Genomic DNA, 21,030 nt, shown 5'->3' on the forward strand with positions numbered 1-21,030 from the left:
ACGGTTTGGCTCAGAAGAACGTCAGGCCGGCCTGGAACAGGCGCTCGACGTCACGGATGTACTTCTTGTCGACCAGGAACAGGATGACGTGGTCGCCGGACTCGATCACTGTATCGTCATGGGCGATCAGCACTTCCTCGTCGCGGATGATGGCGCCGATGGTGGTGCTGGGCGGCAGGGCGATATCGCCGATCATGCGGCCGATCACCTTGCTCGACTTGGCGTCGCCGTGGGCGATCACCTCCAGCGCTTCTGCCGCGCCCCGGCGCAGGCTGTGCACGCTCTCGATGTCGCCACGGCGTACATGGGTCAGCAGGGTGCCGATGGTGGCGAGCTGCGGGCTGATGGCGATGTCGATCTCGCCGCCCTGCACCAGGTCGACATAGGCCGGGTTGTTGATGATGGTCATCACCTTGCGCGCGCCCAGGCGCTTGGCCAGCAACGAGGACATGATGTTGGCCTCGTCGTCGTTGGTCAGGGCGAGGAAGATGTCGGCGTCGCTGATGTTCTCTTCCACCAGCAGATCGCGATCCGAGGCGCTGCCTTGCAGGACGATGGTGCTTTCCAGGTGCTCCGACAGGTAGCGGCAGCGCGCCGGGCTCATCTCGATGATCTTCACCTGATAGCGGCTCTCAATGGCTTCGGCCAGACGTTCGCCGATATGCCCGCCACCGGCGATGACCACGCGCTTGTAGCTATCCTCGAGGCGGCGCATTTCGCTCATCACCGCGCGGATATGCGCCTTGGCGGCGATGAAGAAGACTTCGTCGTCCGCTTCGATGATGGTGTCGCCCTGCGGCATGATCGGCCGGTTGCGGCGGAAAATCGCGGCGACGCGGGTGTCCACGGTGGGCATGTGCGCGCGCAGCTGGCGCAGTTGCTGGCCCACCAGAGGGCCGCCGTAGTAGGCCTTGACTGCCACCAGCTGCGCCTTGCCTTCGGCGAAGTCGATGACCTGCAGGGCGCCGGGGTATTCGATCAGGCGCTTGATGTAGTTGGTCACCACCTGCTCGGGGCTGATCAGCACGTCGACCGGGATCGCCTCGTTGTCGAACAGCGCCTCGCGGGTCAGGTAGGCCGATTCGCGTACGCGGGCGATGCGCGTCGGGGTGTGGAACAGGGTGTAAGCGACCTGGCAGGCGATCATGTTGACTTCGTCGCTGTTGGTCACCGCCACCAGCATGTCGGCGTCGTCGGCACCGGCCTGGCGCAGCACGGTGGGGAAGGAACCCTTACCCTGCACCGTGCGGATGTCCAGGCGGTCGCCGAGGTCGCGCAGGCGGTCGCCATCGGTGTCGACCACGGTGATGTCGTTGGCTTCGCTGGCCAGGTGTTCGGCCAGGGTGCCGCCTACCTGGCCGGCGCCGAGAATGATGATTTTCACTGATCGCTCCGTTAGCTGTGGTCGGTCACAGCGGTCTTGAACAGCTTGGCATAGTAGAAGCCATCGTGGCCGTCTTGCTGCGGTAGCAGCTGGCGGCCGTGCGCCGGCTGCAGGCCGAACTCACCGGCGATGGGCAGTTCCCGGGCATCCGGGGTGCGGGCGAGGAACGCAGCGATGCTCTCGCTGTTTTCCGTCGGCAGCACCGAGCAGGTGGCATAGAGCAGGATGCCGCCGGGCGCGAGGGTTGGCCACAGGGCATCGAGCAGCTCGCCCTGTAATTGGGCCAGGGCGGGAATGTCCTCGGGCTGCCGGGTCAGCTTGATGTCCGGGTGACGGCGGATTACTCCGGTGGCCGAGCAGGGCGCGTCGAGCAGAATGCGCTGGAACGGTTGACCATCCCACCAGGTGGCGCTATCGCGGCCATCGGCGGCAATCAATACGGCGTCCAGGCGCAGGCGGTCGAGGTTCTCGCGCACGCGCGCCAGGCGCTTGGCCTCCAGATCGACGGCGACCACTTCGGCCAGCGCCGGTTCGACTTCCAGCAGGTGGCAGGTCTTGCCGCCCGGTGCGGCGCAGGCGTCCAGTACGCGTTGGCCCGGCGCCAGTTCGAGCAGGTCGGCGGCCAGTTGCGCAGCTTCGTCCTGCACGCTGACGCGCCCGTCCTTGAAGCCTGGCAGGGTGGTCACGTCGCAGGGTTGCAGCAGGCGCACACCGTCACGGCTGAAGGTGCAGGGCTCGGCGGCGATGCCGGCACTGCGCAATTCTTCGAGGTAGGCGTCGCGGCTGCCATGGCGGCGATTGACCCGCAGGATCAGCGGCGGATGCGCGTTGTTGGCGGCGCAGATGGCTTGCCAGTGCTCAGGCCAGAATGCCTTGAGCTGTTTTTGCAGCCAGCGCGGGTGCGCGGTGTGCAGCACCGGGTCGCGATCCAGTTCGGCGTACAGTGCCTCGTGTTCGCGCTGGGCACGGCGCAGCACGGCGTTGAGCAGGCCCTTGGCCCAGGGCTTTTTCAGCGCGCCGGCGCAACCGACCGTCTCGCCGATGGCGGCGTGCTCGGGGATGCGGCTGTGCAGCAACTGGTAGAGGCCAACCAGCAGCAGCGCTTCCACATCCTTGTCGGCGGCCTTGAAGGGTTTTTCCAGCAGCTTCTCGGCCAGCAACTGCAGACGCGGTTGCCAGCGCGCGGCGCCGAAGGCCAGATCCTGGGCCAGGGCACGGTCATGATGCTCGACCTTGTCCAACTGCGGCGGCAGGCTGCTGCCCAGTGAAGCCTTGCCGGAGAGCACGGCAGTCAGGGCGCGGGCGGCAGCCAGACGGGGGTTCATTGGCCGAGCACCAGGCCGGGTGCGAACTGCTCGCGGCGACTGTTATAGATGTCGGCGAAGGCCAGCGGCTTGCCGCCGGGCAATTGCAGACGAGTCAGACGCAGCGCGCCTTCGCCGCAGGCTACGGTCAGGCCGTACTTGTCGGCGGCGAGAATGCTGCCTGGAGTGCCTTTGCCCTCGCCGATTTCGGCGGCATGCACTTTCAACGCATCTCCGCTGAGTGTTGTGTGGCAGATCGGCCAGGGGTGGAAGGCGCGCACCAGGCGCTCCAGTTCCACGGCTGGGCGGCTGAAGTCCAGGCGCGCTTCGTCCTTGTTCAGCTTGTGCGCGTAGTTGGCCAGGGCGTCGTCCTGCACTTCGCCCTTCAGCGTACCGGCCGCCAGACCGTCGATGGCTTGCAGCACGGCCTGCGGGCCGAGCTGGGCGAGGCGGTCGTGCAGGCTACCGCCGGTGTCGCTGGCGCTGATCGGCGTGCTCACCTTGAGCAGCATGGGGCCGGTGTCGAGGCCGGCTTCCATCTGCATCACGGTGACACCACTCTCGGCATCGCCGGCCTGCACCGCCCGCTGAATCGGCGCAGCACCGCGCCAGCGCGGCAGCAGGGAGGCGTGGCTATTGATGCAGCCAAGGCGCGGGGTATCGAGCACCACCTGCGGCAGGATCAGGCCATAGGCGACCACCACCATCAGATCCGGCTGCAGTGCGGCCAGCTCGGCCTGTGCCTCTTCGTTGCGCAGGCTGGCCGGCTGGTAGACCGGGATGCCGTGCTCGACGGCGAGCTGCTTGACCGGGCTCGGCATCAGTTTCTGGCCACGGCCGGCCGGACGATCCGGCTGGGTGTAGACGGCGATGATCTGGTGCGGGCTGGCCAGCAGGGCCTTGAGGTGTTCGGCGGCGAATTCCGGGGTGCCGGCAAAGATGATACGCATGGGGCAGTCACCAAAGAAAAAGGCTTGCCGTGGCAAGCCTTTGGATAAAACGGGGGTCAGGCGCGTTGGCGATGCTGTTTTTCCAGCTTCTTCTTGATGCGGTCGCGCTTGAGGCTGGACAGGTAGTCGACGAACAGTTTGCCGTTGAGGTGATCGCACTCGTGCTGGATGCACACGGCGAGCAGACCTTCGGCGATCAGCTCATAGGGTTGGCCATCGCGATCCAGCGCCTTGATCTTGACCTTCTGCGGGCGGTCGACGTTTTCGTAGAAGCCGGGCACCGACAGGCAGCCTTCCTGGTACTGATCCATCTCGTCGGTCAACGACTCGAACTCGGGATTGATGAACACCCGCGGCTCGGACTTGTCCTCGGACAGATCCATGACCACCACGCGCTTGTGCACGTTGACCTGCGTTGCGGCCAGGCCGATACCCGGAGCGTCATACATGGTCTCGAACATGTCGTCGACCAGCTGACGGATGGAGTCGTCCACGACGTCCACCGGTTTGGCGATGGTACGCAGGCGTGGATCAGGAAATTCGAGGATATTCAGGATCGCCATATGCGTTTGTGATGCACTTGTGGAATAAAGTCAAAATCCGCTGCTAAGATGATGAACAGCATTGAAAAACGGCTTCACGCCGCGGATTCAGCGGGTTTGGACGCGGCGCTAGGGCGCTACACGTGAAGGCACATAATAAAGGGATTCACCGTATGAGGAAAACACTACTCGCCCTGCTCCTGGCAGCCGGCGGATTGGCCCTGGCCGGTTTGGCTCAGGCCGCAGTGCAACTCAAGGATGGTCATCCGGATCGTTATACCGTGGTCAAGGGCGATACGCTCTGGGATATCTCCGGCAAGTTCCTCAGCCAGCCGTGGAAGTGGCCAGAGATCTGGCACGCCAACCCGCAAGTGGCCAACCCGCACCTGATCTACCCCGGTGATACCCTCAACCTCGTCTACATCGACGGCCAGCCGCGCCTGGTGCTCAATCGTGGCGAGTCGCGCGGCACCATCAAACTGTCGCCGCAGGTGCGCACCACACCGATGGCCGAAGCCATTCCGACCATTCCGCTGCAAGCGATCAACAGCTTCCTGCTGAGCAACCGCATCGTCAACTCGCCTGAAGAGTTCAACGGCAAGCCCTACATCGTCGCCGGTAATGCCGAGCGTGTGGTCAGCGGCGCCGGCGACCGCATCTACGCGCGTGGCAAGTTCGACGAGCAGCATCCGGTGTACGGCATCTTCCGCCAGGGCAAGACCTATCTGGATCCGGAAACCAAGGAATTCCTCGGTATCAACGCCGATGACATCGGTACGGGCGAGATCGTGGCCGAGGAAGGCGATGTCGGCACCCTGTTGCTGAGTCGTTCGACTCAGGAGGTGCGTCTCGGTGATCGCCTGTTCCCTACCGAAGAGCGCGCCATCAACTCGACCTTCATGCCCAGCGAACCGACCAGCGAGATCAATGGCCTGATCCTCGACGTGCCGCGCGGTGTGACGCAGATCGGTCAGTTCGACGTGGTGACGGTAAACAAGGGCGCAAATGACGGCCTGGAAATCGGCAACGTGCTAGCCGTGTACAAGACCGGCGAGACCGTACGTGATCGCGTGACCGGTGAAAGCGTGAAGGTTCCGGATGAGCGCTCCGGCCTGCTGATGATCTTCCGCACCTACGACAAGCTCAGCTATGGCCTGGTGCTGCAGGCCAGCCGGCAGTTGGCAGTGATGGACAAGATCCGCAACCCGTAATACCCAACGAGCCCCGCCCAGTGCGGGGCTCGTGCTTTCAGGTCGCCAGGATGGCGGCAGCACTCATCAGGGACGAATTGCCATGCCAGCATCCTCCTCGCTTTCCCCCGCCGAACTCGAAGCCCGCCTGCGCTTGCACCTGCTGCCGGAGCTGGGGCCGCGCCGTTTCCGCAAACTGCTCAGCGCTTTCGACAGCGCCTCGGCCGCCCTCAGTGCGCCTGCCAGCGCTTGGCGGGCGCTGGGGCTGCCGGCAGCCTGTGCCGAACCTCGGCGCAGTGCGTCGATTCGCGAGCGGGCGGCCGCTGCCTTGGCCTGGCTCGAACAGCCGGGCCAGCATCTGCTGATGTGGGACGACCCCCGCTATCCGGCTTTGCTGGCGGAGTTGAGCGATGCGCCGCCACTGCTGTTCGTTGCCGGCGATCCGCAACTGTTGGAAGCACCGCAGCTGGCCATGGTCGGTAGCCGCCGAGCATCTGGCCCAGGTCTGGATAACGCACGTGCCTTCGCCCGTAGCCTGGCGGCCGGTGGCTTCGTCATCACCAGTGGCTTGGCGCTGGGCATCGACGGGGCCGCGCATCAGGGTGCGCTGGACGGTGGCGGCAAGACCATCGCCGTCCTTGGTACAGGTCTCAAGTGCCTGTATCCGGCGCGGCACAAGCGGTTGGCAGCGCAGATCATCGAGCAGGGCAGTGCGCTGGTTTCCGAACTGCCGCTGGATTGCACGCCACAGGCCAGCAACTTTCCCCGGCGCAATCGCATCATCAGCGGCCTGGCACTCGGTGTGCTGGTGGTCGAGGCCAGCCCGTCCAGCGGTTCGCTGATCACCGCCCGACTGGCGGCCGAGCAGGGCCGCGAGGTCTACGCCATTCCCGGTTCAATCCATCATCCCGGCGCGCGCGGCTGTCATCAGTTGATCCGCGACGGTGCCACCTTGGTGGAGAGCGTGGAGCACATCCTGGAGGCGTTACGTGGCTGGCAGGTGCCGATGGCGCCAGGCAAATCCCAAGCATCCGCGGCAGTGGAACATCCCCTGTTGGCGCTGCTGCATGCCGCGCCGCACAGCAGCGAGGCCCTGGTGCAGGCCAGTGGCTGGGCGCTGTCCGATGTACTGGCGGCGCTGACCGAGCTGGAACTCGACGGCCTGGTGTGCAACGAGTCCGGGCGCTGGCTGGCGCGTAGCCGCTAGCGGGATCGCCTACGGGTTAGGGTTCTGGGGCCGGCTTGGATAGACTGCCGCTCATTCCCTAGCGAGAGACAGCCATGACCAGTAACTGGCAGGTGCAGCAAGCGGCACGCGTGGTTCATGCCGGCGGGGTGATTGCCTATCCGACCGAGGCGGTCTGGGGCCTGGGTTGCGATCCGTGGAACGAGTTGGCGGTCGACCGCCTGCTGGCGCTTAAAAACAGGCCGCTGCACAAGGGCTTGATCCTGGTGGCCGATGAGATCGAACAGTTCGACTTTCTCCTCGCTGATCTGCCTGACATCTGGCAGGAACGGCTGGCTGGTAGCTGGCCTGGGCCCAATACCTGGCTGGTGCCACATCAGGGGCGTTTGCCCGAGTGGGTGACGGGTGAGCACGACAGCGTGGCGTTGCGTGTCAGTGCTCACCCTGTGGTGCGTGCGCTTTGCCGCCTGAGCGGGCCGCTGATTTCCACCTCGGCCAACCCGGCCGGTCGCCCCGCTGCGCGTTCGCGCCTGCGCGTCGAGCAGTATTTCCCGGGGGAACTGGACAAGGTGCTCGGCGGCGCGCTGGGTGGGCGCAAGAATCCCAGTCTGATCCGCGACCTGCGCACGGGCGATGTGATTCGGCCGTCCTGACAGGCCAATGCTCGCGGCTAGGGCCTCTTGTGAGAGTGGCGCTGGCCGCGACTGTTTTACGGCAGCAGGATGGTCGAACCTGTGGTCTGCCTCGAACTCAGCGCGTCCTGCGCGGCGGCCGCCTCCTTCAGCGCGTAGCGGTTGCTGATTTCCACCTGCAGCTTGCCGCTGGCGATCATGCCGAACAGCTCGTCGGCCATGGCCTGCAGGCGCTGCGCACTGGTGGCGTAGCCGGCCAGGGTCGGACGGGTGACGTACAGCGAGCCCTTCTGCGCCAGGATGCCCAGGTTGACTCCGGTGACCGCGCCGGAGGCGTTGCCGAAGCTGACCAGCAGGCCGCGCGGCGCCACGCAGTCCAGCGAGGTTTCCCAGGTGTCCTTGCCGACGCCGTCGTAGACCACCGGGCACTTGGCGCCATCGGTCAGCTCCAGCACGCGCTGCACGACGTTCTCATGGCTGTAATCGATGGTCGCCCAGGCGCCCTGCTCTTTCGCTCGCGCCGCCTTCTCTGCCGAACTGACGGTGCCGATCAGCTTCACGCCCAGCGCCTTGGCCCATTGGCAGGCGAAGGAGCCGACACCGCCGGCTGCGGCGTGGAAGAGGATGGTTTCGCCGCCTTTGAGTTCGTAGGTCTGGCGCAGCAGGTACTGCACGGTCAGGCCCTTGAGCATGACGGCGGCGGCCTGTTCGAAGCTGACGCTGTCCGGCAGTTTCACCAGCTTGTCGGCGGGCAACACATGCAGCTCGCTGTAGGCTCCTAGCGGGCCGGTGGCGTAGGCGACGCGGTCACCCACGGCAAAGCCTTCGACTTCGCTGCCGACGGCCTCGACTACACCGGCCCCTTCGGTGCCCAGACTCGAGGGCAGCGCGGGCGGTTGGTACAGGCCGCTGCGGAAATAGGTGTCGATGAAGTTCAGGCCGATGGCCCGGTTGGCCACCCGCACCTCGCGTGGCCCGGGGGCTGCCGGCTGATAGTCGCGGTACTCCAGCACGTCGCTGCCGCCGTGCTGGCTGAACTGAATGCGCTTGGCCATCTCGGATTCCTTGTCTGCAATGAGCCACCTGCTGGCGGCGAAAGGGTCTATCCAATCCTCCCGATTGACCGACGTCAACTGCGGATCAGTCGCCACGAATGCTATGCTGCCCGCCGATTTCGACCCGCTCCCCGCTCAAGGTGCCGCCGTGACTGACCGTACCGAGGCCGTGAAGGCCTACCTGCTCGACCTGCAAGACCGCATCTGCTCCGCCCTGCAAGCCGAGGACGGCCAGGCCGTGTTCGCCGAAGACGCCTGGCAGCGCCCGGCCGGTGGTGGCGGGCGCACGCGGGTGATCGAGAATGGCGCGCTGATCGAAAAAGGCGGGGTGAATTTCTCCCACGTGTTCGGCGACAGCCTGCCGCCTTCGGCCAGTGCCCACCGTCCCGAGCTGGCCGGTCGTGGCTTCCAGGCGCTCGGCGTGTCGCTGGTGATCCACCCGGAAAACCCTTACGTGCCAACCTCGCATGCCAACGTGCGCTTCTTCAGCGCCGAAAAGGCGGGCGAGGAGCCGGTGTGGTGGTTCGGCGGTGGTTTCGATCTGACGCCCTACTACGCCAACGAAGAGGATTGCGTGTTCTGGCACCAGGTCGCCCATGACGCTTGCGCACCGTTCGGCGCCGAGGTCTATCCCAAGTTCAAGGCCTGGTGTGACCGCTACTTCCACCTCAAGCATCGCGGCGAGCCGCGCGGTATCGGCGGGCTGTTCTTCGACGACCTGAACGAGTGGGATTTCGACACCTGCTTCGCTTTCATGCGCGCCATTGGCGATGCCTACATCCAGGCTTACCTGCCCATCGTCCAGCGCCGCAAGGCCATGCCGTTCGGCGAGCGTGAGCGCGAATTCCAGGCTTTCCGCCGTGGTCGTTACGTCGAGTTCAACCTGGTGTTCGACCGTGGCACCCTGTTCGGCCTGCAATCGGGTGGGCGTACCGAGTCGATCCTCATGTCGCTGCCGCCGCACGTGCGCTGGGGCTACGACTGGAAACCCGAGCCGGGCAGCGAGGAAGCGCGGCTGACCGAGTATTTTCTGACTGATCGCGATTGGTTGGCGCGGGCTTAGCTTCCATTCTCTTCTGTAGGAGCTGCGCCCCGCAGCGGTGCTCCTACAGGACGGTGTCAGTTTCGTAGATGTCTACTGTTACAGGACTTTCCATGGATCGTTACTGCGTCTTTGGCAACCCCATCGGCCACAGCAAATCACCGCTGATCCATCGCCTGTTCGCCGAACAGACCGGCCAGGTGCTCGATTACCAGGCGCGGCTGGCGCCGCTGGACGACTTCGCCGGCAATGCCCGCGCCTTTTTCGCCGAAGGCCTGGGTGGCAACGTGACCGTGCCGTTCAAGGAAGAGGCCTTTCGCCTCTGCGACACGCTCACCGAGCGCGCGCGCCGGGCGGGGGCAGTGAACACCCTGAAGAAACTCGAAGACGGCCGCCTGCTGGGTGACAACACCGATGGCGCCGGCCTGACCCGTGACCTGCAGGACAACGCCGGTTTCAGCCTGACCGGCAAGCGCATCCTCATTCTTGGCGCAGGGGGTGCCGTGCGTGGCGTGCTGGAGCCCTTCCTGGCGCAGCGCCCGGCGAGCCTGGTGGTGGCCAACCGCACGCTGTGCAAGGCCGACAAGCTGGCGATGGAGTTCAAGGATCTCGGCCCGTTGCGTGCCGTCGGCTTCGACTGGGTCGATGCGCCGGTAGATCTGATCGTCAATGGCACCTCGGCCAGTCTGGGCGGAGAGCTGCCGCCCATCGCCCCGAGCCTGATCCAGCCTGGCCATACGCTCTGCTACGACATGATGTACGCCAAGGAGCCGACCGCCTTCAACCGCTGGGCGGCCGAGCAGGGCGCCGCGCGTTGCCTGGATGGCCTGGGTATGCTGGTCGAGCAGGCCGCCGAGGCATTCGAGCTGTGGCGCGGCGTGCGCCCCGACACGGTGCCGGTGCTTGCCGAGTTGCGGCGGCAACTGGCGGGTTGAAGAGTCCCCATGGCCGACGAAGCGCTCCCTAGGATCAAGGGCTATCACGCCCACGTCTATTACGACGCCGCTACTCTGCAGCAGGCGCGTGCCCTGTGCGAGGCGGCGGCGCAGCGCTTCCCCCTGCAAATGGGCCGGTTGCACCAGCAGCTCGTCGGGCCACACCCGTGCTGGAGCTGCCAGTTGGCCTTTCGTCCCGAGCTGTTCGCCGATCTGTTGCCCTGGCTGATGCAACACCGCGATGGGCTCGATGTGTTGGTGCACCCGATCACCGGTTTCGAGCTGCGCGATCATCGTGACTGGGCCCTGTGGCTGGGGCGCTCGCATCCTCTGGATCTCAGCGTGCTGGATGCCGACGAGGCCTGAGCGGCGTTACGTCTTTGTTTTGCCGATTGTGTCGCCGTGTTGTCCTGTCGCATCATGCCGGCCGCTTGTCCGCGCGCCCCGTAGAGGCAGGAACCGCTGCAGGGGCGAACAGTCTGGATGAAAGAGTCGCTCGCGGTCTTGCATCCGCCCACGATTCGGATATACCAAGGACACGTCCCTGAAGGAGTGAAGCATGCAGACCTCGCTGCTATGGCTCAAACAGGATCTTCGTCTCGACGATAACCCGGCGCTGCAGGCAGGGCTCAAGAGCGAGCGCCTGTTGCCGCTGTACGTTTTCGACCCCCGCACATTGAGCATGGGGCCTCTGGGCACTCGGCGCCAGGGTGTGCATCGCACCCGCCTGCTGCTGGAAAGCCTCACCGCGTTGGATGGCGCCCTGCGTCAGCGTGGCTCTCGCCTGTTGGTGTTGCAAGGCGAGCCCGAGCGGGTGATCGCGCAACTGGTGGAGCGTCTGGGCGTGCAGGAAGTGCTGACTCACGCCGAGATCGCCCCTGAAGAGCGCGCCCTGCAGATCCGCGTGCGTGACGCCCTGGGGTTGGTGCCGATGCGCGAATTCCCCGGCAATGGGCTGCTGCGCGAGGCGGAGCTGCCCTGCTCGCCCGAGGAACTGCCGCAAGTCTTCACGCGCTTTCGCGAGCTGTGCGAACAGCGCTTGCTGGTGTTCCAGCCACAAGCCGCGCCGGAGGTTCTGCCCGCGCTGCCCGATGCTGCGCTCGACCTGCTGCAGCCATTGCCGACACTCTCTCAGCTCGGCCTCGGTGAGCCGCTCAACGTGCCTGCCAGCGCCTTCCCTTTCTCCGGTGGCGAGGCCGCCGCACAGGCGCGTCTGCGTGATTACCTGTGGAACAGCCAGGGCGTGCGGGAGTACAAGGACACCCGCAACGGCCTGGTCGGCACCGAGTATTCCTCCAAGTTTTCCCCTTGGCTGGCCAATGGCTGCCTCTCTGCCCGGCGCGTGATGGCCGAGCTGCGGCGTCACGAGTCGCAGTACGGGCGCAACGATTCCACGCACTGGTTATGGGTGGAGTTGCTCTGGCGCGATTTCTTCCGCTGGACGCTGGTGCGCCATGGCAGCGCCTTGTTCAAGGCCGGCGGGTTGAAGGCCACCGCGCGCGCGCCGCGCAACCTCGATGAGCGTTTCCAGCGCTGGTGTGCCGGGCGTACCGGCATGCCCTTCGTCGATGCCAACATGCGCGAGCTGGCTGCTACCGGCTTCATGTCCAACCGTGGTCGGCAGGTGGTGGCCAGCTATCTGGTGCACGACCTGCAACAGGATTGGCGGCATGGCGCGGCGTGGTTCGAGGAGCACCTGCTCGACTACGATCCGGCGAGCAACTGGGGTAACTGGGCCTATCTGGCCGGCGTGGGCAGCGATCCTCGGCAGAACCGCGTGTTCAACGTGTTGCGCCAGGCGCGCCAGTACGACCCGGATGCGAGCTACGTGAGCCTGTGGATGCCGGAGCTGCACACGGTAGCCGCGCACCTGCGGCATACGCCATTTTTGCTCCCGGCGTTGCAACTGGAGGCCATGCGCTATCCACGCCTGGAGCAGATGCCGGAGACCTGGCGGCCCTATCTGCCGGCCGCCTAACCCAGTTCGATCCGATTGCGTCCCTCGCCCTTGGCGCGGTAGAGCGCCTTGTCGGCGCGTTCGAAGACCGCGTCGCTGCTTTCGTTGCCACGGAACTCGGTCAGGCCGGCCGAGCAGGTGATCGTCAGCGGTTCGCCCTTGAAATGGAACGGACAGGCAGCCACGGCGTTGCGTAGCGTTTCCAGCAATTGCTGGCCGCCCTCCATGGGCGTGGCGGGAATCAGCAGGACGAATTCCTCACCGCCGAAGCGGGCCATGAAGTCGGTCTTGCGCAGGCGTTTCTGCAGTTCGCTGGCAATGATCTTCAGGACGCGGTCACCGGCCAGGTGGCCGTAGTTGTCGTTGACGCGTTTGAAGTGATCGATGTCCAGCACCGCCAGTAGCAGCTCACCGCCGTAGCGTTGGCGACGCGCCACTTCCAGCTCCAGACGCTCGCTCCAGGCGGCCCGATTGGGCAGGCCTGTCAATGGGTCGAGCAGCGACTTCTGCCGTTGCTCCTCGAGATGATCGCGGAACTGCTGGGCTTCCTGTTCCATCTCCGCAACGCGCTGCACCAGTCCCTGCAGGCGCTCGGCAACCGCTTCCTCGCGCTCGTTGCGCTGGTGCTGATGGGTGGCGACTGTTTGCAGAAGTGCGTCCAGGCGTTGTTCCAGCGCACTTTTCAGTGAGTCCAGATCCACGGCTTCCTGCACGCTGTTCTGCAGCTCATTGACCTGCTCACGCAGTTCCTGATCGAAGCTGCGGGCCTGTTCGACCGAACCGCTGTAGCCTTCGTGCGCCTCGTTGAGGGTGCCGATGAAGACCGCCAGGCGCTCGTTGAGCTGCTTGAGGTAGACGGCAAATTCGCGCTGACCGTTACCGCTGACGGCGAGCACCAGTACCGACAGATCGTCGAGTACGGGCACCAGTTCGTACCAGTTCAACGGCCCAAGCAGACGCTCCAGCAGCGCTTCGCCCTGCGGCTGATGGCGGGGCGGCAGTTCCAGTTCGGCGAGCAGCTTGCGCAGGCTTTCGGCGATATGAGGCGCTACGGTGCTGTAGCCCGGCTCGTTACTCGGCAGGGCAAATTCTGCATCACCCTCAGGCCGCTCAACGGACACCAGGCCGGGAGGTAGAGGCAGGCTGTCGAGCGTTGCCGCTGGCGACGAAGAGGCGGCGACGAGCGGCGGGCGTTCGCTCTCGACCGGCTTGCTCTCAGTGGCTGGTTGAGCCTGAGGCGTAACAGCTATGGGTTGCGCCGCAGGCACGTCAGCGCTCGGGGCGATTGGCGCGGCGGCTTCACTGGCCTCACCCGGTTCGGCGGTGGCACTGTCGCCGCGACCGCCGAACAGGCGTTGCAGCAGGCCCGGCTGTTCCGGCTGACTGCTGCGCAGTTGCTCCAGTGCCTGGCCCTGTAACTGGCTCAGCTGGCTCAGCAGCGCTGGCAGCTTGTAGCTGTGGCTGGTGGCGTCCTCCATCTGCCGGCTGAGTGATTTCAGCGCCTTGCGCACCTCGCGTGGCGGATCCAGCTTCTGCAGCTGTTCGATCACCTGCTGCAGGGCGGTGAGGGCTTCGTCGGAGCGCTGCTGGCGACGTTGCTCGGATTCCAGCACGGCCTTTTCCAGGCGCGGGATCAGGCTGCTGAGCGGAGCATCCATATCGTCGCGGCGGAGGATCTCGCGCATCTCCTTCATGCACTGATCCACGGCCTTGTCGGTACCCTCGGCCGCTAGGCTGCTGCGCACGAGGCCGCGGCGCAGCAGGTCGAGGCGCGCGTCCCAGCGTCTTTCGAGCTTCTCCTGCTGCTCGAGGCTGCTCAGGTACTTGTCTTTCCAGCGCTGGGCGTCATCGCTCATTTGGCTTATTCCAGGGATGGCGGGTTCGTTATAGGCGTTTGGCCACTACTCTGAGCCTTTGGCAGGCGGATTTCCACAGCGACCGGCAGGTGATCCGAGATCGGCTGCTCAAGAACGTTAACTCGACCCAGTTCGAGAGTCGGGCTGAGCAGGATGTGATCGAGGCAGCGCTGCGGTCGCCAACTCGGAAAGGTTGCCTGCGCCTGGGGAGCGAGTAGGCCGAGGTCGCGTAGCGGCGAGTTTTCCAGCAGATCCAGGGCATGGGTGTTCATGTCGCCCATCAGCACCAGATGGCGGTAAGGGGTGACGCGTTCGCGGATGTAGGCGAGCTGGCGCGCACGGGTTTTCGAGCCGAGGGCCAGGTGCATCATCACCACCAGCAGGGCCTGCTCGCCATCGCCCAGTTGCAGGAATATCGCTCCACGCCCGGGCGGACCTGGCAGGGGATGATCCTCGAGCATCTGCGGGCGCAGACGGCTGAGCAGGCCATTGCTGTGCTGGGCGAAGCGCCCCAGGTTGCGGTTGAGCTGCTGGTACCAGTAAGGGAAGGCGCCCAGCTGGGCCAGGTACTCGACCTGATTGACGTAGCCCGAGCGCAGGCTGCCGCCGTCCACTTCCTGGAGGGCGACGAGGTCGAAGTCGGCCAGCAGATCACCGATGCGCTGCAGATTGCCGGCGCGGCCGGCATGGGGCAGCAGGTGTTGCCAACTGCGGGTCAGGTAGTGATGGTAGTGCTGGGTATTGATGCCGACCTGGACGTTGAAACTGAGCAGGCGCAACAGGCCATCGGCCGGCCAGTCGCGTTCCTGAGAGGTGCAGTGCGGGTTGACCTGTGGATCGCACAGGCCAACCGCACGGGTCTTTCGCCAACGGCGCAGCATCGCGAGCGCCTATGACCGATCAGAGCGCTTCGCGCTCCTTGGCGATCAGGTAGTCAGCCACTTCCAGCGCCTGAGTCGGGCCACCGGCCGAGCCGATATCGAAACGGTACTTGCCGCCAACGATCATCACCGGCACACCGCTGATCTGGTAGGCCATGGCGAGTTTCTTGGCTTTCTCCATCTGGCCTTTGACGGCGAAGGAGTTGAAGGTCTTGAGGAAGGCATCGCGATCCACGCCCTGGGTCGCGACGAAATCGGCGAACTCTTCGGGTGTACCCAGCTTCTTCTTCTCCTGGTGAATGGCGTTGAACACGGCGTCATGCACCTTGTGCTCGACCTTCATCATGTCCAGGGTGATGAATGCCTGGCCATGGACGTTCCACAGGCCACCGAACAGCGCCGGGATACGAACGAAGTTGACGTCATCCGGCAGTTGTTTGATCCAGGGGTTGAGCGTCGACTCGAACTGATAGCAGTGCGGGCAGCCGTACCAGAACAGTTCGACCACTTCGATCTTGCCCGGCTTGGATACCGGAACGGGGCTGCTGAGCTCGACATACTGCTGGCCGGCGACCGGTTCGGCGTGGGCGGTGAGGCCGAACAGGCTGCTGATCGCCAGAGCGGCGCCGAAAATCAGGTTACGCATGGGGGAACTCCTTGGCTGGAAAAGCATCGCCCTGATGGCGATTCGGAACTATGACTCGCTATCGTTGAGCCGGTTCCGCCATTGTAGCCATGGCGCATACGAAAAAGGGTGGCCGTAGCCACCCTTCGTCTCGCCAAGTGCAGCGACGGTCTGTCAGTGCAGGCCCTGGATGTAGCTGGAAACCGCTTCGATGTCCTTGTTGCTCAGCTTGGCAGCGATGGAGCGCATGATCATCGCGTCGCCATCGTTGGTGCGGTTGCCTTCGCGGAAATCGGTCAGCTGCTTGGCCACGTACTGGGCATGCTGGCCACCCAGGTGCGGGAAGCCGGCAGCGGCGATGCCGGCGCCGTTGGGCGAATGGCAACCGGTGCAGGCCGGCATGCCTTCTTCCAGCTTGCCGCCGCGGAACAGCGCTTCACCACGCTTGACCAGCTTGGGATCGGCAGCGCCAACGCTCATCTTCTGGCTGGAGAAGTAGGCGGCGATGTCGGCCATGTCCTGGTCGCTGAGGTTGTCCAGCAGGCCGGTCATTTCCACGACCTGGCGATTGCCGGACTTGATGTCGTGCAGTTGCTTGAGCAGGTAGCGCTCGCCTTGGCCGGCCAGCTTGGGAAAGTTTGGTGCAGGGCTGTTGCCATCAACGCCGTGGCAGGCGCCACAGACAGCGACTTTACCCTGACCGGCTTGAGCATCACCGGCAGCCTGTGCCACACCGGTGAGGCCCAGGGTCAACAGCAGACTCACGAGTACTTTGTTCATCAGCTAATCCAATTACGGCTAAGAGAGAAAGGGTTATCGGGCGGTACTGCTCATTCGGTCATCAACTTGATGACCGCCTGGTAGTCCTCTGCCGTGCAGTCCATGCACAGCCCACGGGGCGGCATGGCATTCAAACCATTGGTGACACTCTGCACCAGCGCGTCCATGCCTTTGGCCAGCCGTGGTTCCCATGCAGCTTTGTCACCTTTCTTCGGTGCCATGGGAAGCTGGCCGTTGTGGCAAGCGCCACAGGCGCGGTCGAATACCGCTTGCGGATCTTGTGCGGCATGACCGTTCAAGGACAGCAGGGTTACGGCAGCCGCGAGCAGCATTTTCTTCATCAAATCGACCTCATCAGGGTGGGAACATCCAGCCTCTATCGGGCGGTATGAAATGGTCGTTCCCTATTGCTACGGTTCCTGCGGGTGGGACAAAGCGCACACAAAATCTGCGGCATTATATACTGGCAATGCTGAAACGGAAACGACGCCACCTGCCACACGCCTTTGCGTATGGCAGGTGCGCGGAAATGTCGCAAGTCCCCGATCCCTGTGCCGGATCTGGGCACCCACCGGATATCCCCATGCTCGCGAAGAACCCCATTATCGGTCTGTGTCAGCAGGCCAGCTTCCTCATCAGTGCCGCCAAGGTCGATCAATGCCCCGAGGACAGTGGCCTGGAGGTGGCGTTTGCCGGGCGTTCCAACGCCGGCAAGTCGAGCGCGCTCAACACCCTCACCCACGCCAGCCTGGCGCGCACCTCGAAGACCCCAGGGCGCACCCAGTTGCTCAACTTCTTCCGCCTGGATGACGAGCGTCGCCTGGTCGACCTGCCCGGCTATGGTTATGCCAAGGTGCCGATCCCGCTCAAGCAGCACTGGCAGAAGCACCTGGAGGCCTATCTGGGCAGCCGCGAGAGCCTGTGCGGTCTGGTGCTGATGATGGATATCCGCCATCCGCTGACCGAGTTCGACTGCATGATGCTCGACTGGTCGAAAGCCAGCGGCATGCCGCTGCACATCCTGTTGACCAAGGCCGACAAACTGGCTTTCGGCGCGGCGAAGAACGCCCTGCTCAAGGTGCGTCAGGAGATTCGCAAGCAATGGGGCGATGGCATCGGCATCCAGCTGTTCTCGGCGCCCAAGCGCATGGGCGTGGAAGAGGCGCAGATGGTGCTGGCAGGCTGGTTGGATCTGTTGCCGGAAGAAAGTGACGACGCCTCTGAGGAGGCCTGATGTATCGGGTGCGCTATACGCGCCCGGCGACATCGCTGTCTGGCACTTTTTTCCAGGCAAAAAAAACCCCGAGCTTCGTATGGGGAGGGAGAAGTTCGGGGTTCAAGGTCTGAACCGCTAGGGCGGGGTTCAGATGTCTGCCAACACTTAACACAACAAAGGAGCATTGAAGGGCTTAACGGCCATTCACGAACTCTGACCCGGGCCAAATGCGGAAAGTTCAGCGGTTTTAAAAACTATTTGCCATAACGAATGGCAGAGTCTGCTCTGAAACCCATAAGCTAGAGCGGCCGCGGCTTGGCGCCGCGGCGTGAGGGTCAGTGAGCTTCGTCCCAGTTGCTGCCGACACCGACTTCAACGAGCAGCGGCACGTCCAGGTCGGCGGCGCCGCTCATCAGGTGCTTGAGCTTGGTGCTGACTTCATCGACCAGATCCTCGCGCACCTCCAGCACCAGTTCGTCGTGCACCTGCAGGATGATGCGCGCGTCGATGCCACTGTCCTGCAGCCAGCCGTCCACTTTGATCATGGCGCGCTTGATGATATCCGCTGCCGTGCCCTGCATCGGCGCGTTGATCGCGGCGCGCTCGGCACCCTTGCGCATGGCCTGGTTCTGCGCGTGGATTTCCGGCAGGTACAGGCGACGGCCGTAGACCGTCTCCACATAACCCTGCTCGGCCGCCTGCGCGCGGGTGCTTTCCATGTAGGTCAGCACGCCGGGGTAACGGGCGAAATAACGGTCGATGTAGGCCTGCGCCTCCTTGCGTTCGACGTCGATCTGTTTGGCCAGACCGAAGGCGCTCATGCCGTAGATCAGACCGAAGTTGATCGCCTTGGCCTTGCGCCGCTGATCGCTGCTCACCTCCTCCAGGGCCACACCAAACACCTCGGCAGCGGTAGCCTTGTGTACGTCCAGGTCATGGTGGAAGGCATCGAGCAGGCCTTTGTCCTTGGCCAGGTGGGCCATGATGCGCAGTTCGATCTGCGAGTAGTCCGCCGCCATCAGCTTGTAGCCCTTGGGCGCGACGAAGGCCTGGCGGATACGCCGCCCTTCGGCAGTGCGGATCGGGATGTTCTGCAGGTTCGGGTCGCTGGAGGACAGGCGCCCAGTGGCGGCCACCGCCTGGTGATAGCTGGTGTGGATACGCCCGGTGCGTGGGTTGATCTGCTCCGGCAGCTTGTCGGTGTAGGTGCTCTTGAGCTTGCTCAAGGAGCGGTACTGCATCAGCACCTTGGGCAGTTCGAAGTCCTGCTCGGCCAGTTCGGCCAGCACCGCCTCGGCGGTGGAGGGCTGGCCCTTGGCGGTCTTGCTGATCACCGGGTAGCCGAGCTTTTCATAGAGGATCACGCCGAGCTGCTTGGGCGAGGCCAGGTTGAATTCCTCACCGGCGATCTCGAACGCCTTGCGCTCCAGTTCGACCAGCTTGTCGCCCAGCTCGACACTCTGCTCGCCGAGCAGTTTGGCGTCGACCAGCGCGCCGTTGCGCTCGATGCGCGCCAGTACCGGCACCAGCGGGATTTCGATGTCGCGCAGCACCTTGGCCAGGGACGGCAGCGATTCCAGGCGTCCCCACAGTTCCTGGTGCAGACGCAGGGTCACGTCGGCGTCCTCGGCGGCGTAGGGGCCGGCCTGCTCCAGGGCGATCTGGTCGAAGGTCAGCTGCTTGGCACCCTTGCCGGCGATGTCCTCGAAGCGGATGGTGCTGTGGTTCAGGTACTTCAGCGCCAGGCTGTCCATGTCGTGACGAGTGGCGGTGGAGTCCAGCACGTAGGATTCGAGCATGGTGTCGAAGGCCACGCCCTGAACGGTAATCGGTGTGCTGGCGTTGGCCAGGACGTTGATGTCGTACTTGGCGTGCTGGCCAACCTTGGCCTTGGCCGGGTCTTCGAGGATCGGCTTGAGCGCCTTGAGCACCGCATCGCGATCCAACTGCTGCGGCACGCCCATGTAGGAATGCGCCAACGGGATATAAGCCGCTTCGCCAGCCTTGACCGCAAAGGACAGGCCGACCAGTTGCGCCTGTTGGGCGTCGAGGCTGGTGGTCTCGCTGTCGAAAGCGATCAGCTCGGCCTGTTCCAGCTTCTGCAGCCAGGCGTCGAACTGCGCCTGTTCCAGCACCAACTGATAATCACCGGCGCTGGCTGGCGCTGGCTCGGCTGCCTCTTCGGTGGCTTCGCCAGTCGGTTCGGCGAACAGGTCGCCAGCCGGCGCAGCAGCCTTTGCAGCCAGCGCCTTGTTCTGGCGCAGCAGATCGTCCAGCCAGTTCTTGAATTCCAGCTCGCCGTACAGCTCGACCAGGGCAGCCTGATCCGGCTCGCCGGGATGCAGCGAGTCGATCTCGATATTCAGCGGCACATCGGTCTTGATGGTTGCCAGCTGATAAGACAGGTAGGCCATCTCGCGGTGTTCCTCGAGCTTGGCCGGCAGGCCCTTGGCACCGCGAATGGGCAACGCCGGCACCTTGTCGAGGTTGGCGTAGATCACGTCGAGGCCGCCACCGACACCGACCAGCAGGCCGAGCGCGGTTTTCTCACCCACACCGGGCACGCCGGGAATGTTGTCGACCTTGTCGCCCATCAGCGCCAGGTAATCGATGATCAGCTCAGGCCCGACACCGAATTTCTCTTTCACGCCATCGGCGTCGTAGACGCTTCCGGTCATGGTGTTGACCAGCGTAACGTGCGGGCAGACCAGCTGCGCCATGTCCTTGTCGCCGGTGGAGATGACCACATCGCGCTTTTCCCCGGCGGCCTGACGGGCCAGGGTGCCGATCACGTCATCGGCTTCGACGCCTTCGACGCACAGCAGCGGCAGGCCGAGGGCTCGCACGCTGGCGTGCAGCGGCTCGACCTGCACGCGCAACTCGTCCGGCATGGACGGGCGGTTGGCCTTGTACTCGGCGAACAGCTCATCGCGGAAGGTGCCGCCCTTGGCGTCGAAGACCACGGCAAACGGGCTGTTCGGGTACTGCTTGCGCAGGCTCTTGAGCATGTTCAACACGCCCTTCACCGCTCCGGTGGGCATGCCCTTGGAGGTGGTCAATGGCGGCAGGGCATGGAAGGCGCGGTACAGGTACGAGGAACCGTCGACCAGAACGAGGGGGGCTTGGCTCATGCGCGGGATCAACCTTTTCGGCGGGTGCAGCGGTAGAATGGCTGCATCGGTGAAAAATGAAGGAGCAAGGTTATCATGGGTACGCTGAATCGCCTGTTGCTGGTCGGCCTTATGGCCTGTCTTCCGCTTGCTGCTCATGCCGAGGATCCGGTTTCTGCCGATCCTGACGTCACCATTCGCCAGGATGGCGATCGCACCATTCAGGAATACCGCGTCAATGGCTTCCTCTATGCCATCAAGGTCATTCCGAAGAATGGCAAACCCTATTTCCTCGTTCGCGCCGATGGCAGCGACGGCAACTTCATCCGCTCGGACGACCCGGACATGCTGATCCCGTCCTGGGAAATCTTCAGCTGGTAACAAG

Annotated in this window: 20 protein-coding genes; 9 read left to right on the forward strand and 11 right to left on the reverse strand. The window is 64.2% G+C overall.

The features are described from left to right. Positions 1-10: 10 nt before the first annotated feature. Genes trkA through def form a run of 4 tightly spaced genes read right to left on the reverse strand, consistent with a single transcriptional unit; the run spans position 11 to position 4,201 of the window. On the reverse strand, positions 11-1,384 hold the full coding sequence (trkA, locus tag ACODS1_RS08275; protein ID WP_322979994.1) for a Trk system potassium transporter TrkA: 1,374 nt from the start codon (positions 1,382-1,384) through the stop codon (positions 11-13). Positions 1,385-1,395: 11 nt separating this feature from the next. After that, positions 1,396-2,709, reverse strand: a complete 1,314-nt coding sequence (rsmB, locus tag ACODS1_RS08280) for a 16S rRNA (cytosine(967)-C(5))-methyltransferase RsmB (protein WP_489085254.1) — start codon at positions 2,707-2,709, stop codon at positions 1,396-1,398. Beyond that, a complete protein-coding gene (fmt, locus tag ACODS1_RS08285; protein ID WP_489085255.1) occupies positions 2,706-3,638 on the reverse strand; it encodes a methionyl-tRNA formyltransferase in 933 nt (310 codons plus the stop codon). Before fmt ends, rsmB begins: the two co-directional genes overlap by 4 nt. 56 nt (positions 3,639-3,694) lie before the next feature. Beyond that, the gene (gene def / locus ACODS1_RS08290; RefSeq protein ID WP_322979991.1) at positions 3,695-4,201 is read right to left on the reverse strand and encodes a peptide deformylase; all 507 of its coding nucleotides are present in this window, start codon (positions 4,199-4,201) and stop codon (positions 3,695-3,697) included. 152 nt (positions 4,202-4,353) lie between these two features. Between def and ACODS1_RS08295 the strand changes: the two genes are divergently transcribed. The 3 genes from ACODS1_RS08295 (at position 4,354) to tsaC (ending at position 7,209) form a co-directional block, all read left to right on the forward strand. Continuing rightward, on the forward strand, positions 4,354-5,391 hold the full coding sequence (locus ACODS1_RS08295) for a LysM peptidoglycan-binding domain-containing protein (RefSeq protein ID WP_489085256.1): 1,038 nt from the start codon (positions 4,354-4,356) through the stop codon (positions 5,389-5,391). A gap of 82 nt (positions 5,392-5,473) precedes the next feature. Next, positions 5,474-6,577, forward strand: a complete 1,104-nt coding sequence (gene dprA, locus ACODS1_RS08300) for a DNA-processing protein DprA (protein ID WP_489085257.1) — start codon at positions 5,474-5,476, stop codon at positions 6,575-6,577. 74 nt (positions 6,578-6,651) lie between these two features. Further along, positions 6,652-7,209, forward strand: coding sequence for an L-threonylcarbamoyladenylate synthase type 1 TsaC (tsaC, locus tag ACODS1_RS08305; RefSeq protein ID WP_489085258.1), 558 nt, complete (start codon positions 6,652-6,654; stop codon positions 7,207-7,209). A 56-nt stretch (positions 7,210-7,265) separates the two neighbouring features. Here the strand turns inward: tsaC and ACODS1_RS08310 are convergent, their stop codons facing one another. Beyond that, a complete protein-coding gene (locus tag ACODS1_RS08310; RefSeq protein WP_489085259.1) occupies positions 7,266-8,243 on the reverse strand; it encodes an NADPH:quinone reductase in 978 nt (325 codons plus the stop codon). 148 nt (positions 8,244-8,391) lie between these two features. Here ACODS1_RS08310 and hemF point away from each other — a divergent pair, with 148 nt between their 5' ends. The 4 genes from hemF to ACODS1_RS08330 all read left to right on the forward strand — a co-directional run bounded on the left by hemF (position 8,392) and on the right by ACODS1_RS08330 (position 12,198). Then, positions 8,392-9,306 carry an oxygen-dependent coproporphyrinogen oxidase gene (gene hemF / locus ACODS1_RS08315; protein ID WP_489085260.1) on the forward strand — a complete coding sequence of 305 codons (915 nt, stop codon included), beginning with the start codon at positions 8,392-8,394 and terminating at the stop codon, positions 9,304-9,306. Positions 9,307-9,398: 92 nt separating this feature from the next. Beyond that, positions 9,399-10,220, forward strand: coding sequence for a shikimate dehydrogenase (gene aroE, locus ACODS1_RS08320; RefSeq protein ID WP_489085261.1), 822 nt, complete (start codon positions 9,399-9,401; stop codon positions 10,218-10,220). A 9-nt stretch (positions 10,221-10,229) separates the two neighbouring features. Continuing rightward, complete coding sequence (locus ACODS1_RS08325) at positions 10,230-10,586, forward strand: DOPA 4,5-dioxygenase family protein (RefSeq protein WP_489085262.1); 357 nt, start codon at positions 10,230-10,232, stop codon at positions 10,584-10,586. A 193-nt stretch (positions 10,587-10,779) separates the two neighbouring features. Continuing rightward, entirely contained in the window at positions 10,780-12,198 is a 1,419-nt protein-coding gene (locus ACODS1_RS08330; RefSeq protein ID WP_489085263.1) for a DASH family cryptochrome, read from the forward strand. On the opposite strand, the gene ACODS1_RS08335 is transcribed toward ACODS1_RS08330, so the two are convergent. From ACODS1_RS08335 to ACODS1_RS08355, 5 genes are all read right to left on the reverse strand, one after another. Beyond that, positions 12,195-14,033: a GGDEF domain-containing protein gene (locus ACODS1_RS08335; RefSeq protein WP_489085264.1), complete on the reverse strand. Its 1,839-nt coding sequence runs from the start codon at positions 14,031-14,033 to the stop codon at positions 12,195-12,197. The genes ACODS1_RS08330 and ACODS1_RS08335 overlap by 4 nt on opposite strands. A 5-nt stretch (positions 14,034-14,038) precedes the next feature. Continuing rightward, positions 14,039-14,914: an endonuclease/exonuclease/phosphatase family protein gene (locus tag ACODS1_RS08340; RefSeq protein WP_489085265.1), complete on the reverse strand. Its 876-nt coding sequence runs from the start codon at positions 14,912-14,914 to the stop codon at positions 14,039-14,041. A 19-nt stretch (positions 14,915-14,933) separates the two neighbouring features. Next, positions 14,934-15,560: a thiol:disulfide interchange protein DsbA/DsbL gene (locus ACODS1_RS08345; protein ID WP_489085266.1), complete on the reverse strand. Its 627-nt coding sequence runs from the start codon at positions 15,558-15,560 to the stop codon at positions 14,934-14,936. 153 nt (positions 15,561-15,713) lie between these two features. Continuing rightward, positions 15,714-16,319 carry a c-type cytochrome gene (locus tag ACODS1_RS08350; RefSeq protein ID WP_322979979.1) on the reverse strand — a complete coding sequence of 202 codons (606 nt, stop codon included), beginning with the start codon at positions 16,317-16,319 and terminating at the stop codon, positions 15,714-15,716. A gap of 50 nt (positions 16,320-16,369) precedes the next feature. After that, positions 16,370-16,660 (reverse strand): c-type cytochrome, encoded by a 291-nt coding sequence (locus tag ACODS1_RS08355; RefSeq protein ID WP_322979978.1) that lies wholly within the window; start codon positions 16,658-16,660, stop codon positions 16,370-16,372. 242 nt (positions 16,661-16,902) lie between these two features. Between ACODS1_RS08355 and yihA the strand changes: the two genes are divergently transcribed. Next, positions 16,903-17,553, forward strand: coding sequence for a ribosome biogenesis GTP-binding protein YihA/YsxC (yihA, locus tag ACODS1_RS08360; protein ID WP_322979977.1), 651 nt, complete (start codon positions 16,903-16,905; stop codon positions 17,551-17,553). Between the two features lie 317 nt (positions 17,554-17,870). On the opposite strand, the gene polA is transcribed toward yihA, so the two are convergent. Then, positions 17,871-20,666 (reverse strand): DNA polymerase I, encoded by a 2,796-nt coding sequence (polA, locus tag ACODS1_RS08365; RefSeq protein ID WP_489085267.1) that lies wholly within the window; start codon positions 20,664-20,666, stop codon positions 17,871-17,873. Between the two features lie 75 nt (positions 20,667-20,741). Here polA and ACODS1_RS08370 point away from each other — a divergent pair, with 75 nt between their 5' ends. Further along, positions 20,742-21,026, forward strand: coding sequence for a DUF2782 domain-containing protein (locus tag ACODS1_RS08370; RefSeq protein ID WP_322979975.1), 285 nt, complete (start codon positions 20,742-20,744; stop codon positions 21,024-21,026). The last annotated feature ends 4 nt before the right edge of the window (positions 21,027-21,030 follow it).

Source organism: Pseudomonas sp. FG29, from assembly GCF_057809355.1.